Here is a 16,473-nt window from a genome sequence, read left to right on the forward strand (position 1 = left end):
AGGTGTGCTTAGCGGGCAGCGTAGTTGGGCGCTTCGACCGTCATGGTGATGTCGTGCGGATGGCTCTCCTTGAGGCCGGCCGCGGTGATCTGGACGAACTGCGCTTCCTGCAGCTGCTCGATGGAGGCGGAGCCGGTGTAGCCCATGGCCGCCCGGAGACCGCCGACGAGCTGGTGGATGACCTGCCCGAGCGGACCGCGGAACGGCACCCGGCCCTCGATGCCCTCGGGGACCAGCTTGTCCTCGGCGAGGACGTCGTCCTGGAAGTAGCGGTCCTTGGAGTAGGACTTGCCCTGGCCGCGGCTCTGCATCGCGCCGAGCGAACCCATGCCGCGGTAGCTCTTGAACTGCTTGCCGCCGACGAGGATCAGCTCGCCCGGGGACTCGGCCGTGCCGGCGAGCAGGGAACCCAGCATCGCGGTCGACGCACCGGCCGCGAGAGCCTTGGCGACGTCACCGGAGAACTGCAGGCCGCCGTCCGCGATGACCGGCACACCGAGCGGCTTGCACGCCGCGGTCGCTTCCAGGATCGCGGTGATCTGCGGGGCGCCGACACCGGCGACGACACGGGTGGTGCAGATCGAGCCGGGACCGACACCGACCTTGACGGCATCCGCGCCGGCCTCGACCAGCGCAAGGGCACCCGCGCGGGTGGCGACGTTGCCGCCGATGAGCTGGACGCGGTCCCCGATCTCACCCTTGAGCTTGGTGATCATCTCCAGCACGCCACGGGAGTGACCGTGAGCGCTGTCGACGACGAGCACGTCGACACCGGCGTCGGTGAGCGTCATCGCGCGGGTCCACGCGTCGTCGCCGACACCGACCGCGGCGCCGACCAGCAGGCGGCCGTCCCGGTCCTTGGTGGCGTTGGGGTACTGCTCGGTCTTGACGAAGTCCTTGACCGTGATGAGGCCGGTGAGCTTGCCCTGGCCGTCGACGATCGGCAGCTTCTCGATCTTGTGACGGCGCAGCAGGCCGAGCGCGACCTCCGCGGTGACGCCCTCACGCGCGGTGATCAGCGGCGCCTTGGTCATCACCTCGGCGACCTGACGGTTCTGGTCGACCTCGAACTGCATGTCGCGGTTGGTGATGATGCCGACGAGCTCGCCCGCGTCGTTGGCGACCGGGAGGCCGGAGATGCGGAAGCGGGCACACATCGCCTCGACGTCGGCGATGGTGTCGGTGGGACGGCACGTGACCGGGTCGGTGACCATGCCGGCCTCGGAGCGCTTGACGGTCTCGACCCAACCGGACTGCGCCTCGACGGACGAGTTGCGATGCAGCACACCCATGCCGCCGGCGCGCGCCATCGAGATGGCCATGCGCGCCTCGGTGACGGTGTCCATCGCGGAACTGACGAGTGGCACGTTCAGCCGGATGTCGCGCGTCAGCTGAGTCGAGGTGTCCACCTGGTTGGGGACGACGTCGGATGCCGCCGGGAGCAGCAGCACGTCGTCGAAGGTGAGACCCAGCATCGCAACCTTGTTCGGGTCGTCTCCCCCGGTGTGCACGTGCCCTGCGGAACTACTCATGCGGCTCGGGCCCTCCATGAAGCGTCGTCGATCGGTAAAGGAAGAAGGTGCGGACGCCGGAAACTATTCCGCGCCCGCGTCCATGGCGTCCATGGTATCGGCTCGCAGATATCGGCTTCCGCTGGGCGGCACGCGCGCGCCCCCGCGACGCACCGGCGAGTATCGGCTAGCGCAGACCGGGATGACCTGCGTACCGTGGTGTTGTGCGCGATCAACTGCCTCCCGGTCTCCCGCCGGACCCCTTCGCCGGCGACCCCGCCGACCCGTCCGCTGCGCTCGACGCCATCGAACCGGGCCAGCCGCTGGATCCTCACGAGCGCCTCGCCGTCGAGGAGGACCTCGCGGACCTGGCCGTGTACGAGGCACTGCTCGGCCACCGCGGCATCCGCGGACTGGTCGTGTGCTGCGAGGACTGCCAGCAGGATCACTACCACGACTGGGACATGCTCCGCGCGAACCTGCTCCAGCTGCTGGTCGACGGAACGGTCCGCCCGCACGAGCCGGCCTACGACCCCTCGCCCGACGCGTACGTCACGTGGGACTACTGCCGCGGATACGCGGATGCGTCGATGAACGACGCGCTCCACGGCGACGGCTTCGATCTCTGAGCCGCACCGACTCTCTTTCGAACACGGCCACGGCCCGGCAGGACATTCCTGCCGGGCCGTGGCCGTTGACGGGGGTGCGGAGTCAGCGCGGCAACGCCGGCAGCGACGGCGGTGAACCGTCGATCGATCCGCTGGTCGCGCGCGAGGTCGAGGTGGCGGGCGCCGACGTCGAGGTGGGGGTCGGCGACGACGTCGACGGCACCGAGGTGACCGGCGTCGGCGTGGCGGACGTGGTTTCCGGCGGCGTCTGCGGGGCGGTCGACGTGGCGGGGATCGACATGAGCCCCGGGTTCGGCGTCGTCGTCGGCGCCCACGTCGCGGTCGAGCCGAGCTCGCTGCCCGGCACCGAGGACGACTGACCGGTGGTTCCGTCCACTCCCTCGGAGGGGACCGGGGCGGGCGGGAGCGGCGGGAGGACCTTGTCGAGTTCGGTGAGGAGCCGCTGCCGCCAGCCGTTCAGTTCGTCCCGGGTGCCCGCCTCGTTCACGGCGTTCGCGCGCGCCGCGGCGGATTCGAGCTTGGCCTTGGCCCCGGCCGTGTCACCTGTCGCGATGAGCCGCTCGGCCTCTTCCAGGTTGGACGTGGTGTCGATCTTGGCGACCGTGGACGCGGCGCGTTCGGTGAAGACGACCTGCTTGACGCCCCACAGTGGATCGCCCGGTTCGGCGTTGTACGAGAAGATCGTCATTCCGCCCATCGCGATCGCGACGACCGCGGCCGCCGCGGCGATCGGACGGAGCAGACGGAGCTGACCGCGGCCCGAACGGGTGCGGGTGGTCGTGAGCGAGCGCGTGGCCTCGAGTTCGCGGCCCACCCGCTCGACGATCTCGTCGAGATCCGGCTCGGCGGGCATCGGTTGCGCGAGAATCTCGGTTCGCCAGTTCGCCAGCAGAGCCGCGACCTGGTACTCCTCGGGACTGTCGGTCGCGACCGGCCCGTCGCCGGCAATCGCGTCGATCAGCGCGTCGTCACGGCGTACGGCCGACACGTCGACCGGACCGCCGTTCCCGGCGAGATCGGCGTGGGGATCGCCCGGCTCGCCATTGTGTCCCCTAGCCATGTCTCTCACCTGCTCTCGTCACTTCCTTCTTCAACTTCGCGATGGCTCGGTGCTGAGCCACGCGGACCGCTCCCGCGGTACTTCCGACCGCGGCCGCCGTCTCCTCCGCAGAGAGTCCGACGACGAGACGGAGGACGAGGATCTCGCGGTGCTTCTCGGGAAGCGTTTCCAGCAGCGCGTTCACCTGTCGACTCGTCTCCGAACTCAGCGCCCGATCTTCGGGCCCGTCCTCGGAGGAAACGACATCTGGTACTTCAGCAACTGGATCGGATTTGTTACGCGCCGCGTTTCGGTGGGCGTCCGCGACCTTGTGGGCGGCGATTCCGTACACGAAGGCCATGAACGGTCGGCCCTGATCCTGGTAGCGCGGCAGCGCCGTCATGACAGCCAGGCACACCTCCTGGGCCACGTCGTCCGCGGACAGACTTCCCCGCTCCGCGGCCCCCACCCGCGCACGGCAGTATCGAACGACCATCGGCCGAATACTCTGCAGGACTTGGGCCAGAGCATTCCGATCGCCCTGCGCGGCAGCGGCGACGGCGGAGTTCAACTCTTCACCCGTGTTAGACATCGTCAGAGCGAATCCTGGCGTTACAGTGGCACGTCCCCCCAGCCGGGTGTGCTTCCGCCTCGCGACGGAACGTCTGTAAGAGTAACGACCGACCCGGACGGGACAGTGCATCGTACGAATATCCGGCGGTCAAATCGTGAACCTTCCGCCCCGCTGCACGATGGTGCGGGCACACTCGTCGCGCACTTCCCGGACCGCCGCACTGGGCCGGATGCCGTCGAGCAGCATCGCCGCCGCCCACTGCAGCGGCAGCAGCCCGTGTTCGCAACTGTCGGCGAGCACCCGTTCGGCGGTCTGTACCGCGAGATCCGAGTCGGGCCGACCGGTGGCGGCCGCCGCCAGCAGCAGTGCCGACTTGACGCGGTGACGGACCGAGGGGCATTCGGCGGACCGGTCGACGGCCGCCTGCGCCCGCGCCGTCGCGGTGCCGAAATCACCGGATGCCAGCGCCACCTCCGCCCGCACCCAGTCGAGTCGCACGTGCTGGCGCCACAGCCGGTGGGCGTCGTCGACCTCGCTCAGATAGTCGCGGCAGCGTGACAGCAGGCGGTGCGCCGCCGTCAACCTGCCGCACCCCAGCGCATCGGCCGCGAGTCCGGTCAGTGCATCGCACCGCGCCTCGTGCAGCAGGCCGTCGTCGGCGGGGTCGGCGCTGCGGGACCGGCCCACCAGAGCCAGCGCGGCGCCGTCGTACCCGGAGGCGACGGCGTGGGAGCCCAGCTGCCGCAGCAGTGAGGCCCGCGTGCTCGCCGCCAGCGATGCGAGCGCGGGAGAGACACCGGGACTCGCCGCACGCGCGAGTTCGGCCCGCGCCCGGGCGTATCGACCCTGGCCGCCGTAGGCCACCGCCCGGAGCCACCGCTCCTCCGGATCACCGGTCCCGGGCAGGGGACAACGGCCGGGATCGGGGCCGAACGCAACGTCGCGAAGCATCCGGCGATCATCGCACCACCCGGGGCCCGCGCCCTCACCCCGCCGTCGACGAAAGTCCCGAAACGGACAAATTCAATCCAACTGGACGACCGTCAAAATGCGAGTGGGTCCGTACAGTTTGCGAGTCGACGCCGTAGTGATTCAAATTTGAAGAATACGTAGCCGGGAGGTTAACAAGAATGGCGAACAATACTCCCGGGTAACCCGACCGACCGACTTATTCCGGACGATCGTCCAGGTGGAGCGCAGTCCTGCCTGCACAGACACGCACGGCCCGCGTTCCGCCACGTAATCACACCCGGACCCTGATGTAAATGACCGTCCCGTTAATTCTCGACACCACGGATATGCAAATCGCCACCCGCTGAAAGTGTTGACGCGATTTCGTGCGCACCTTTACGGTTGCCTGTGCGTGACCGATTTTCATTGGTCCCGTCATCCACGGGGGGTGGCGGGCCGCTCGCACGCTTCATCGCGAGCCTGCTGACAGAGGAGTCCTTGTATGCCTGTACCGAATCATCTTCCCGGCCCCAACGCCGACATCTGGGATTGGCAGATGCGAGGGCTGTGTCGCGGCATGGATTCCTCGATGTTCTTCCATCCGGACGGCGAGCGCGGCCGGGCCCGGGCGCAGCGGGAGAGCCGGGCCAAGGAGACGTGCCGCCGCTGCCCGGTTCTGGCCCAGTGCCGCAACCACGCGCTCGCCGTGTCCGAGCCGTACGGGATCTGGGGCGGGATGTCGGAGGCCGAGCGCGAGACGCTCACTCGCCAGTCCCGCCGGCGCATCGCCTGAAGGATGACGTGAATCGTCGATGACGAACGCGGCCGCGGCCCGTGGAATCCGATCGGGATTCCGCGGGCCGTCGTCGTGTCCGGGTGGTGCATGACGGTCGCACCCATCCGCCCCGGCGGCCGCTCCGAAGTCCTCAGCGACAGTGCACGGAGCATCCGTCAGGAAGGCAGACCCATGAACACGAAGACCCGTACTTTCGCCGTCGCCGCCGCCGCCTCGATCGCCCTGCTCGGCCTGAGCGCGTGTTCGTCCGACGACTCGAACGACTCCAACGATTCGACCACCACGACGACGACCATGATGGAGAGCCCGTCGTCCGCCATGTCGGGGACGGCCGCACCGGCCGCGAACCTCGTCGGTCCGGGCTGCGCCGAATACGCCGCGATGGTCCCCGACGGCCCGGGATCGGTGAACGGGATGGCCCAGGATCCGGTCGCGGTCGCGGCGTCGAACAATCCGATGCTGAAGACGTTGACCGCGGCGGTGTCCGGACAGCTCAACCCCGACGTCAACCTGGTCGACACCCTCAACGGTGGCCAGTTCACCGTGTTCGCCCCGACCGACGCGGCGTTCGCGAAGCTCGATCCGGCCACCGTCGAGCAGCTGAAGACCGACGATGCGCTGCTGACCAAGATCCTCACCTACCACGTGGTGCCCGGGCAGCTGGCCCCCGACCAGGTCGACGGCACGCACGCGACCGTCGAGGGTTCGGACGTGACGGTCACCGGCTCGGGCGACAACCTGAAGGTGGACGAGGCCGGCGTCGTGTGCGGCGGTGTCCAGACCGCGAACGCGACCGTCTACCTGCTCGACTCGGTCCTGATGCCGAGCTGATCGACGAGCCCGACCGGTGCACGCCGACGCCGGGGCGGCCCGAACGTCGTCCCAATGCCGGGGGTCCCGACCCGCGGACGCTACGGTGATCCTCGATGCTTGCGAACGAGGACACGTGACCGCGGCCGGTTCCCCCGGCGGGGACGACGCCTGCCCGTCGGACAACGGACGTCTGGCCGTCACCCGCGGTGACGAGGCGGCGGTGCTCCGACCGCTGTTGCAGCGCATCGCTTCTGCCGACACGCAGGCGTTCGCGCAGTTCTACGATCTCACCGGCGCCCGGGTCTACGGGCTGATCCTGCGGGTGCTGCGCGATCCGGGGTACGCCGAGGAGACCACCCAGGAGGTATTCCTCCAGGTCTGGAAGTCGGCGAGCACGTTCGATCCCGGCCGTGGCTCTCCCCTGTCGTGGCTGATGACGCTGGCGCACCGGCGCGCGGTGGACCGGGTGCGCTCCGAGCAGTCGCACACCGACCGGGAGCTGGTCTACGAGACCACCAATCGCGTCGGCGAATTCGACGAGGTGACCGAGGAGGTCTCGCGCCGCGCCGAGCGGCAGGCCGTGCTCGACTGCCTGCAGGCACTCACCGAGATCCAGCGTCAGTCGGTGACGCTCGCGTACTACGGTGGCCGGACGTACCGGGAAGTGGCGACCGAACTCGGTGTAGCGGTTCCCACCGTCAAGTCCCGGATCAGAGACGGATTGTCAAGGCTCAGAGGATGTCTGGGGGTGATGTGAGATGGATGACGACCTGATGGAGTGGGCGCATCTGTACGCCCTTCACGCCCTCGACGACGAGGACGAGCGGGCACTGCACGCCCGTCTGTCCGCCGTCGACGCCACGACCCGGGCGGAGTTCGACACCGCCGTGCGGCTGGCGCGCGAGACGATGGCGGCCGCGAGTTCTCTCGTCGCGGTGACGCCACGGATCTCGTTGCGCGACGGCCTGCTCCGCACGGTCGAGGGTGACGATCTCACGGCCCGGCGGAAGGGTCGACCCCGGTGGCAGACCGCGGTCGCCTCGGTGGCTGCCGCGGCGGTTCTCCTCGCCGGCGGGGTCGTGATCGGACGCGAGCTCACCGAGACTCCGCAGCCGGCGTCGGTCACCGCTCAGATCCTCGACGCGCCCGACCTGCAGTCGTCGTCGACCGCGGTCCCGGGCGGCGGTACGGCCACCGCGATGTACTCGAAGCAGGCCAACGCCGCGATGCTGGTGATGAACGGCGTGACCCCGCCGAAGCCGGACACGGTGTACCAGATGTGGCTCGTGCACGACGACGACCAGGTGGCTGCCGGGACGATGGCGCCCGACCAGGTGGCGCCCACGACCACGGCGGTGCTCGAGGGCATCGACGGCGCGACCCGGCTGGGGTTCACGGTGGAGCCCCCGGGTGGATCGACGTCGCCGACGGGTGACATGTTCGCGTCGATCCCGCTCACCTGACCGGCGCCGGTCCCACGAGAGCAGAAGACCCCCGGACGAATTCGTCCGGGGGTCCTTTCCGTCTCAGCCGATGCCGAGCAGATCAGTGCGCGTGGCCGTGCCCGTGATCCGCTTCTTCCTCGGTGGGCTTCTCGACGACGGCACTCTCGGTCGTGAGCACCATGCGGGCGACGGACGCCGCGTTCACGACGGCCGAACGCGTCACCTTGACCGGGTCGACGACACCGTCGGCGAGCAGGTCGCCGTAGGTGAGGGTCGCGGCGTTGAAACCGTGGCCCGCATCCGACTCGGAGACCTTGCCGACCACGACGGCGCCGTCGAGGCCGGCGTTGGTGGCGATCCAGTACAGCGGGGCCGCGAGCGCGGTGCGCACGACCTCGACGCCCGTGGCCTCGTCACCGGACAGCGAGTCGGCCAGGGCCGTCAGGGTCCGGCCGGCCTGCACGATCGCGGATCCGCCGCCGGGGACGATGCCCTCCTCGACCGCAGCCTTGGCCGCGTTGACCGCGTCCTCGACCCGGAACTTGCGCTCCTTGAGATCGGTCTCGGTGGCCGCGCCGACCTTGATGACGGCGACGCCGCCGGCCAGCTTCGCGAGGCGCTCCTCGAGCTTCTCTCGGTCCCAGTCGGAGTCGGTGTTCTCGATCTCGCGCTTGAGCTGTGCGACGCGGGTCTGGATGTCCGCCTCGGTGCCGGCGCCGTCGACGATCGTCGTCTCGTCCTTGGTGACCACGACGCGACGTGCGGAGCCGAGCAGGTCCAGACCGGCCTCCTTGAGCGTGATGCCCATGTCGGCGGTGATGACGGTGCCCGCGGTGACGACGGCGAGGTCGTCGAGGAACGCCTTGCGGCGGTCGCCGAAGAACGGCGCCTTGACGGCAACGGCCTTGAGCGTCTTGCGGATCGAGTTCACCACGAGAGTCGACAGGGCCTCGCCCTCGATGTCCTCGGCGATGATCAGGACCGGCTTGCCCGACTCGGCGATCTTCTCGAGCAGCGGCAGGAACTCGGGCAGGGAGCCGATCTTCTCGCGGTACAGCAGAACCAGCGCGTCCTCGAGGACGGCCTGCTGCGCGTCGATGTCGGTGATGAAGTAGGGCGACATGAAGCCCTTGTCGAACTGGACGCCCTCGGTGACGACGAGCTCGGTGTGCAGGGTCGAGGACTCCTCGACCGTGACGACACCGTCGACGCCGACGCGAGTCATGGCCTCGCCGACCATTTCGCCGATCTCCTCGTCACGCGACGAGACGGTGGCGACCTGGGCGATGGCGTTCTTGCCCTCGACCGGGGTGGCGGCGGCGAGCAGCGCCTCGGAGACGGCGTCGGCGGCCTTGCTGATACCCGCGCCGAGTGCGATCGGGTTGGCGCCGGCCGCAACGTTCTTCAGACCGGCCTTGACCAGAGCCTGTGCCAGCACGGTGGCGGTGGTGGTGCCGTCGCCCGCAACGTCGTTGGTCTTGGTCGCGACGCTCTTGACGAGCTGGGCACCGAGGTTCTCGAACGGGTCCTCGAGCTCGATCTCGCGGGCGATGCTCACACCGTCGTTGGTGACGGTGGGGCCGCCGAATGCCTTGGCGAGCACGACGTGCCGACCGCGCGGGCCGATGGTGACCTTGACGGCGTCGGCGAGCTGGTCGACGCCGCGCTCGAGCGCGCGCCGGGCCTTCTCGTTGAACTCAATTTGCTTGGACATTGATTCAGCTACTCCTGGATATCAGGGTTTGCGCCGGGGTAAACGCACTCCGCCCCGGGTCCGATGCGGAACTCCGGGGCGGGAGGCGTGAGGCTTACTTGGCGACGACAGCCAGCACGTCGCGAGCCGACAGGATCAGGTACTCCTGGCCGGCGTACTTGATCTCGGTTCCGCCGTACTTGCTGTAGATGACGGTGTCGCCTTCCTGGACGTCCAGCGGAATGCGCTTCTCGCCGTCCTCGTCCCAGCGGCCGGGACCAACGGCGACGACGGTGCCCTCCTGGGGCTTCTCCTTCGCCGTGTCGGGGATGACCAGGCCGGAGGCAGTCGTCGTCTCGGCCTCGTTGGCCTGGACGAGGATCTTGTCCTCGAGCGGCTTGATGTTCACGCTCGCCACGATGAGCCCTCCACTTTCAGGGGTTCGTTGGGCCCGAGGCCGTTCCTCGGACCACGATCAGTTCAGTCACCACGGTGACTCCTCACAAGCCCCGTCGTCGCGGGTGCCGGGACTCGCTCAGCGTCGACTAGCACTCTATACATGCGAGTGCCAGCACTCAAGGGCAACGCCCGCTGGAGTCGTCACGGCTGCCGTCACCCCTCGTTGATCGTGCCGCGGGCTTCGGCGGGAATGTCCTGCAACGGGATCACGTGGCGCACGCGCGAGGTCCGGGTGAGGCCGGTCGGCGGCCCGGACGCGGAGCGGCGGATAAGCTGCGGCTTCGGCTGGGACGACGTAGGGGGTCGGCGATGAGGGGCAGCACCGCAGCGCGCCGCGCGGCGACGGTGATCGGTGGAGTGGGCATCGCGTCCGGCGTGGCCGCGCTGGTGGCGTTCCGATCCGGCGCCTCCACCAACGTCGTCATCGTGGCCGCGTCGTTCGCGCCGCTGCTGATGGCCGTGACGGTCGTCGGGGCGATCGTCACTGCCGCGGCGCGGCAGTGGGTCCTGTCGGGCATCTCCGCGCTGGTGCTCGCACTGGGTGCGTGGTCGTTCGGTCCGCTGTGGGTCGACGGCGCCGCAGGATCGGACACCGACCCGCAAGGGCCGTCGATCCGGGTGATGCAGTCCAACATCATGGTCGGATCGGCCGACCCGCAGGCGCTGGTGCAGACCGTGCGCGAGCGAAAGATCGACGTGCTGGCGATCCAGGAGCTGACCGAGCCGGCCGTCGCGGCGTTGCGCACCGCGGGGCTCGAGGAGACTCTGCCGCACACCTTCCTGGCGCCACACGCGACGGAAGGCGGCGGGGCCGGTGTCTACAGTCGGCTGCCGTTGTCGAACGGGCGGACGGTCGCGGGGATGGCGCTGACGAATCTCGCGGTCGAGCTCGACGCCGGTCTCCCCCGCTCGGTCCAGTTGTACGACGTGCATCCGGTTCCGGCGTACATCGCGCCGGCTGCCGACTGGACGGAGGACTTCGATCGGTTGCGCGACGAGATGGACCGGGCTGCGGCGCAGGACAATGTGATCGTCAGTGGCGACTTCAACGCCACGTACGCGCATCGCAAGTTCCGAGACCTCCGCCGAGGCGGTTACGTCGATGCCGCCGATCAGCTGGGGGCGGGCATTCTGCCGACCTACCCCACGGACAAGCGCTATCCGGCGATCGTGGGAATCGATCACATTCTCACCAAGGGCGCGCAGGCCACCTCGCTCGAGCGCATCCATGTCGCAGGCTCCGACCACCACGGCTTGGTCGCGGACGTCCGACTCGGCACCGACCGGAACGACGCCGGTCAGAACGGGGGCGGCCCGACGTCGGGCTGATCCTTCCTCGCCGGCCCGCTGCCGCGTCGCCGCGGGACGCGCGGGGTCAGTGCTGGTGCGGGGTCGCGGGCGATTGCGCCGCCCGGCAGGGTGAGGGTGGTGGTCCGATACGGGCTCGTCCACACGACGACGCCACCGGCGAGCATCGTCGCGGCGAAGCGGCCTGAGGTCTTCAGGTTGTGGTGGAACTGGCACAGGCACTGCAGATTCGGTACGACGGTCCACCCGCCCGCCTTCGGGTCGAGGTGGGAGAACGGCACGACGTGGTCGAGCTGGCAGCGCGCCGCGGGCACGGAGCACCCCGGGAACCGGCAGTGCCCGTCTCGGGTGCGAACCATTGCTGTCGTCGCGGCGTCGGGCCGGTAGACCAGCGCCCCGTCCGGTGGCGACGTCGCGCCCGAGTGCCCGCCGCGGCACTGTCCTCGACGGGTCGTCACGGGACCGGCTTCGACCGCACGCTCGATCGCGGCAGCCGTCGTCCCCACCCCCGCGGGCGGTGTTCCCGCTAACGGGCGTCTGCGTGTCACCGGCACCGGTAGTCGGCAGCCCCGATGTCGAGACCCGCGCGTCCTGAATACGTGCATACGTCGGTGCGGCCCGAGTCCTGGACGCGGTTCATCCGGTTCCGATTCCGACTCCGACTGCGACTGCGGCTCTGGCTCCGGCCCCGTGTCCGACTCCGGCTCGACATCCGGCTCCGGTTCTTCGGCCGGGTGCATCCGTCGATCCGTCACGAGTCCGAGTTCGGTCGCCAGATCCAGCATTTCGGTCAGCACTGCCTGCCAGGTCGCATCCTCGGCGAGCACCTGGGCCAACTGCGGATCGATCGGGCCGTGACCGTCGAGGTACGCGGGCGATGCCGTCAACCCGAGCAACGTCGCGACGTCGACGGTGATCTGCACGAGCGGCTTCCGTCGCGACGGTGCCGTCGCGCCACCCGCCTTCGGACACTCGGACTTCTCACACGTGCACGGCAGTGCCGCTTCCCCGTGCACCAACGCCATGAAGGCGTCGACGAGCAGGGCCTGACGACCGCGCCGGTCCCTGACACACACGGTTTCGGCCATTTCGCAGACCAGCTGCCAGGCCGCCTGTCCCTGTTCGGCAGTGAGCACCGCAGTGAACTCCGACAACGGCCCGACGGGACGAACCTTGACCCGGCACTCCGCTTCCGCGAGTTCACGGTCCGTCGCCGCCTCGTCCGGACTGGCCCGCACGATCAGCTCCCGGATCTCCCGGCCGAGAGCGGCGGGCGCCAGCCGGCGCGCCGATTCGACGATCTCGTGCTCGAGCAGCGCCACCGTTCCGGGAAGCAGTCCGACGGTCTCACGGTGTATCCGCCAGGCGCGGGCGTAGTCGAGCTCACCGGCCAGGAACGCCGCCCGCGTCAACGGAAGACGCAGGCGCAGATCCACCCCGAGATCGCAGAAGTGAGACGCCATCGTGTGCGAGCACCCCAGCCGGATCGAGACCTCGGCAAGCGCTTCGTTGCCGCAATCGCGGATGTCGTTGCCCCGCAGCTGTACGTCGCGCTCGAGGGCGGCCAGCGTCAGCTCCCCCGCCAACAACACCTTTCGCGCGGCGTGTGCGTTCTCGACCCGAGCGAGCTGCGACAGCTCGGTGAAACGCACCGCCTCGAGGGCGGCATCGTCTGCCGCCCGCTCTCCGACCCCACCCCCGGTATCGAACATGTTTTCGATCGTAACGGAGACCCCCGACAACCCGGCTGCTCTCAGAGCCGAGACCGGCTCGCACACCGACTCACGCCACGACGTCGCGGCCCGCCACCCGCTCGAGATGTGTGCGCACCGCCCGCGCCACGAGTCCGGGGTTCTCGAGCATGGGAATGTGCCCGACGGCGGGAAGGACGATCTCCTCCACCGGTCCCGGCAGCTCGTCGACGAAACGCTGGATGCACGTGTCCCGCGCCAGGAAGGTGTCGCACTCGCCCAGGATCAGCGTCGTCGGCGCCACGATCCGTTCGAGCCCGGTGAGCGGTCCGTCCCGGAGGAAGGCGAGCAGGATCGGCAGATACACCGAACAGTGGGACACCGCACGTACGACGTCGGTGGCGTCTACAGGGTCGACGGCCGTGACGTCGTGACTGCTATCGGCGATGACGCGCCGCTGGAAGAAGCCGTGGGCAGCCGCCCGGTCGCCGATCAGCCGGGCGAGGGCCATGCGCGGGAACTGCACCACGAATCCGAAACCTGTTCGGAACTCCGTGTAGGAGAATCGTTTCCAGCCACCTCCCGGATTGACGGCGGCCACCGAGCGGGCCCGGCCGCGGGCCGCCAACTCGAAGGCGACCTGTCCTCCCAGCGAGTTCCCGACGACGTGGCAGGTGTCCCAACCGAGCACATCGAGCTCTCGCTCGATGCCGTCCGCCAGACCCGCGACACCCAATTCGCGCCACCGCAGCCGCGGCCCACCCCAGTGTCCCGGCATCGTGAGCGCGAGGGTGTCGTAGTCGGGCGCGAGCGCGTCGACCACCCGGTGCCACACGTGGTGCGACAGCGTGAAGCCGTGCAGCAACAGCACAGGTTCACCGGTCCCCGCGCGATACGCCGACGTCACCATGACCGTCTCCTCCCCAGCGGCGTCCTCCATGGGTAACACCCGCCGTCGGTGACGACAAGAGCCGTGAGCGAGCCGCGGTAGTAGCGCTGATGCGACAGTTCCTCTGCCGGGCCCCGCTTCGAAACGACGAGAACGGCTGCGCGACACGAGTCGCGCATTTGCGCCGATCGCGACACCACGCAGCTCACCGTCGCCTACAGTGTGCGCGTGGGTGAACAGCGGATGAACGGCATGAATCGTCGCACCTTCCTCGGCGCCGCCGGAGTGGGAGCTCTCGGAATCGCGGGCCTCCCGCTGATCGGAAACCGGTCCTGGAATCCGCTTGTGGGACAGGCTCTCGCGGCGCCGTTGCCCGCCTCGATCGCCGGCACCACGCTCGAGTCCGTCGCCGTCCCCCTCGGCACGAGCGGGTACCGCCGGCTCACGGCCGGGCCGGGGTGGCCGCTGGTCGTCCGAAACGATCTGGCGGAGGCGAAGTCCGGGCGCGAGGACCGTCGCACCGCGCTGGCGTCACTGGTCCAACTCACCGATGTCCACGTGCTCGACGCCCAGTCGCCCGTTCGATTCGAGTACGTCCACCCCTTCCAGGGAGCCGCGTTCCGGCCGCAGGAGACGATGACGGCCCAGGGCCTGGTCTCGCTCATCGACCGGGTCAACTCGCTGCGCAGGGGCCCGCACACCCAACGCGACTTCGACGCCGTCGTCACCACCGGCGACAACACCGACAACAAGGAGTTCGTCGAGCTGGGCTGGTTCCTCACCGCCCTCAACGGCGGCACCATCGTGCCCAACACCGGCGACCCGACCCGGTACGAGGGTGTGCAGAACTCGGGCGCCGAGCTGTACTGGAACCCGGAGTCGTCGCTGCAGGACATCTACAAGCAGACGGGTTTCCCGGAGGTGCCCGGCCTACTCACCGCCGCGCTGCAGGCCGTCGACAGCCCCGGTTTGAACACCAAGTGGTACTGCGTGTTCGGCAACCACGACGACTCGGTCGAGGGCACGCTGCCGAGCGGAATTCCGTTCCTCGAGCAGATGTACACGGGCAACAAGAAGTTCGAGGTCCCCGACTCGTCGGATCAGGCGGCGCGGATCTCCAGCGCCCTCAGCTCGGACCCGACCGCGCTGCTCAATCTGCTCTCGGCCATCACCACCCCTCCGCGCACCGTCACGCCGGATGCGCGCCGGCAGCCGTTCACGCCCCGGGAGTTCATCGCCGCCCACCTCGATCCGGCCAACACAGGACCGGGCCCGGTGGGGCACGGTTTCGCGCCGGACGCCGACGAGACCGGCATCGGTTACTACACATTCGAGATCGCGCCCGGTGTCGTCGGCATCAGCATGGACTCGACCAACCGCGCCGGCTTCGTCGACGGCTCACTCGGTGAGGCGCAGTTCCGGTGGATCGAGCAGACGTTGTCGGCCGGCAGCAGCAAGTACTACGACACCAACGGGGCGCTGGTCACGCAGAGCCGCACGGACACCTTCTTCGTGCTGTTCAGCCACCACACGAGCACCACGATGGCCAACACGCTCCCCGATCCCGAGCGCCCCCTCGAGCCGCGAATCAAGGGCGCCCAGCTGGTGGATCTGCTGCACCGCTTCCCCAACGTGCTGGCCTGGATCAACGGCCACACCCACGAGAACCGGATCACGCCGCAGGTCGGCCCCACCGCGGAACAGAGCTTCTGGGAGATCAACACCGCGTCGCACATCGACTTTCCGCAGCAGGGCCGGATCATCGAGGTGGTCGACAACAACGACGGCACCGTCTCGCTGCTGACGACGTTGATCGAGGCCGACAGCCCCTATCAGGTGGACTACGACGACTTCTCCCCCGCGGGCCTGGCCTCCCTGTACCGGGAGTTCTCGTTCAACGACATCCACGCCGACCCCAAGCTGCTCGGTGGGTCGCCCGATCACAACGTCGAACTGGTGGTGGCGACTCTGCGCTGACCGCTGCGGCTCACGCGGATTCGCCGGACGTGTCGTCGCGCCGGTGGTCCCGGCCCCACTTCGCGGCGTTCGTCAGCACCTTGACGCCCACCGCGAGCATCACCAGGTTTCCGACCATCATCGTGGTCACCACGCCGCGTGCCGTCTGGTCGACCGGGGCGATGTCGCCGAATCCCACGGTCGCGAAGACGGTGAGCGTGAAGTAGAGCGCGTCGAGCCTGGTCAACGGCTCGGTGAACGAGGTGGGGTCCATCGTCGACAACAGGAATGTCGTTGTGGCCGAGCCCAACAAGTAGGTCGGCAACGTCACCGCCAGCGCCTCGGCCGCCCGCAACATCGGCGTCGGCGAACGGATGATGCGCATCACCTGCCAGATGCACAGGGCCACGACCGACGCCAGCCCACCGACGAGAATCGTGACGGCGCCCGCATCGTCCAGGCGATCCATCGGCAGCGCGAAGTACGCGACGGACAGCAGCACCACGGTCACCAGTGCCCGGGACAGAGTTCTCGCCAGCAGCCGCCGACGCTGCCGTCGGTCGTACTGCGGCACACCTTCACGGTCGGGCATCCGTCCCTCGATTCGCCGTCGGTTACGGCCCTGTTTCGACCTTCCCCGCGTGCAACCCACCGCCACGACCTGCACCGACACGTCAGGACGAGCAATTCGGCCCGACATTCGGTAACGTTCAGATAAC

The 16,473-nt window shown here is 68.9% G+C and carries 16 protein-coding genes; 7 read left to right on the plus strand and 9 right to left on the minus strand.

Annotated elements, in window-relative coordinates; translation table 11 throughout:
• Positions 1–8: 8 nt before the first annotated feature.
• Complete coding sequence (gene guaB / locus E7742_RS13425; RefSeq protein WP_137799397.1) at positions 9–1,532, minus strand: IMP dehydrogenase; 1,524 nt, start codon at positions 1,530–1,532, stop codon at positions 9–11.
• A 203-nt stretch (positions 1,533–1,735) separates the two neighbouring features.
• Between guaB and E7742_RS13430 the strand changes: the two genes are divergently transcribed.
• Positions 1,736–2,140, plus strand: coding sequence for a DUF5319 domain-containing protein (locus tag E7742_RS13430; RefSeq protein WP_031938665.1), 405 nt, complete (start codon positions 1,736–1,738; stop codon positions 2,138–2,140).
• An 82-nt stretch (positions 2,141–2,222) separates the two neighbouring features.
• On the opposite strand, the gene E7742_RS13435 is transcribed toward E7742_RS13430, so the two are convergent.
• From E7742_RS13435 to E7742_RS13445, 3 genes are all read right to left on the minus strand, one after another.
• Complete coding sequence (locus E7742_RS13435) at positions 2,223–3,200, minus strand: anti-sigma-D factor RsdA (RefSeq protein ID WP_137799398.1); 978 nt, start codon at positions 3,198–3,200, stop codon at positions 2,223–2,225.
• Positions 3,193–3,771, minus strand: a complete 579-nt coding sequence (locus E7742_RS13440) for a sigma-70 family RNA polymerase sigma factor (protein ID WP_137799399.1) — start codon at positions 3,769–3,771, stop codon at positions 3,193–3,195. Before E7742_RS13440 ends, E7742_RS13435 begins: the two co-directional genes overlap by 8 nt.
• A 129-nt stretch (positions 3,772–3,900) precedes the next feature.
• Entirely contained in the window at positions 3,901–4,704 is an 804-nt protein-coding gene (locus E7742_RS13445) for a hypothetical protein (protein WP_137799400.1), read from the minus strand.
• Between the two features lie 502 nt (positions 4,705–5,206).
• Here E7742_RS13445 and E7742_RS13450 point away from each other — a divergent pair.
• The 4 genes from E7742_RS13450 (at position 5,207) to E7742_RS13465 (ending at position 7,776) form a co-directional block, all read left to right on the plus strand.
• Positions 5,207–5,497, plus strand: a complete 291-nt coding sequence (locus E7742_RS13450; protein ID WP_137799401.1) for a WhiB family transcriptional regulator — start codon at positions 5,207–5,209, stop codon at positions 5,495–5,497.
• A gap of 174 nt (positions 5,498–5,671) precedes the next feature.
• On the plus strand, positions 5,672–6,331 hold the full coding sequence (locus E7742_RS13455; protein WP_137799402.1) for a fasciclin domain-containing protein: 660 nt from the start codon (positions 5,672–5,674) through the stop codon (positions 6,329–6,331).
• Between the two features lie 202 nt (positions 6,332–6,533).
• Positions 6,534–7,070, plus strand: a complete 537-nt coding sequence (locus E7742_RS13460; protein WP_302661136.1) for a sigma-70 family RNA polymerase sigma factor — start codon at positions 6,534–6,536, stop codon at positions 7,068–7,070.
• Position 7,071: 1 nt separating this feature from the next.
• Complete coding sequence (locus E7742_RS13465; protein ID WP_137799404.1) at positions 7,072–7,776, plus strand: anti-sigma factor; 705 nt, start codon at positions 7,072–7,074, stop codon at positions 7,774–7,776.
• Positions 7,777–7,858: 82 nt separating this feature from the next.
• On the opposite strand, the gene groL is transcribed toward E7742_RS13465, so the two are convergent.
• Both groL and groES read right to left on the minus strand, forming a co-directional pair.
• Positions 7,859–9,472 carry a chaperonin GroEL gene (groL, locus tag E7742_RS13470; protein ID WP_137799405.1) on the minus strand — a complete coding sequence of 538 codons (1,614 nt, stop codon included), beginning with the start codon at positions 9,470–9,472 and terminating at the stop codon, positions 7,859–7,861.
• A gap of 94 nt (positions 9,473–9,566) precedes the next feature.
• A complete protein-coding gene (gene groES, locus E7742_RS13475; protein ID WP_005518479.1) occupies positions 9,567–9,869 on the minus strand; it encodes a co-chaperone GroES in 303 nt (100 codons plus the stop codon).
• Positions 9,870–10,219: 350 nt separating this feature from the next.
• Between groES and E7742_RS13480 the strand changes: the two genes are divergently transcribed.
• Positions 10,220–11,239 carry an endonuclease/exonuclease/phosphatase family protein gene (locus E7742_RS13480; RefSeq protein WP_137799406.1) on the plus strand — a complete coding sequence of 340 codons (1,020 nt, stop codon included), beginning with the start codon at positions 10,220–10,222 and terminating at the stop codon, positions 11,237–11,239.
• On the opposite strand, the gene E7742_RS13485 is transcribed toward E7742_RS13480, so the two are convergent.
• Positions 11,209–12,930 (minus strand): HNH endonuclease signature motif containing protein, encoded by a 1,722-nt coding sequence (locus tag E7742_RS13485; RefSeq protein ID WP_137799407.1) that lies wholly within the window; start codon positions 12,928–12,930, stop codon positions 11,209–11,211. The genes E7742_RS13480 and E7742_RS13485 overlap by 31 nt on opposite strands.
• Before the next feature lie 70 nt (positions 12,931–13,000).
• Positions 13,001–13,849, minus strand: a complete 849-nt coding sequence (locus E7742_RS13490; RefSeq protein WP_254699002.1) for an alpha/beta fold hydrolase — start codon at positions 13,847–13,849, stop codon at positions 13,001–13,003.
• Positions 13,850–14,041: 192 nt separating this feature from the next.
• Between E7742_RS13490 and E7742_RS13495 the strand changes: the two genes are divergently transcribed.
• Complete coding sequence (locus tag E7742_RS13495) at positions 14,042–15,775, plus strand: TIGR03767 family metallophosphoesterase (RefSeq protein WP_137801207.1); 1,734 nt, start codon at positions 14,042–14,044, stop codon at positions 15,773–15,775.
• A gap of 10 nt (positions 15,776–15,785) precedes the next feature.
• On the opposite strand, the gene E7742_RS13500 is transcribed toward E7742_RS13495, so the two are convergent.
• Positions 15,786–16,346, minus strand: a complete 561-nt coding sequence (locus tag E7742_RS13500; RefSeq protein ID WP_137799408.1) for a potassium channel family protein — start codon at positions 16,344–16,346, stop codon at positions 15,786–15,788.
• Between the last annotated feature and the right edge of the window lie 127 nt (positions 16,347–16,473).

It is taken from the genome of Rhodococcus sp. SGAir0479 (assembly GCF_005484805.1).
Taxonomy (GTDB): Bacteria; Actinomycetota; Actinomycetes; order Mycobacteriales; family Mycobacteriaceae; genus Prescottella.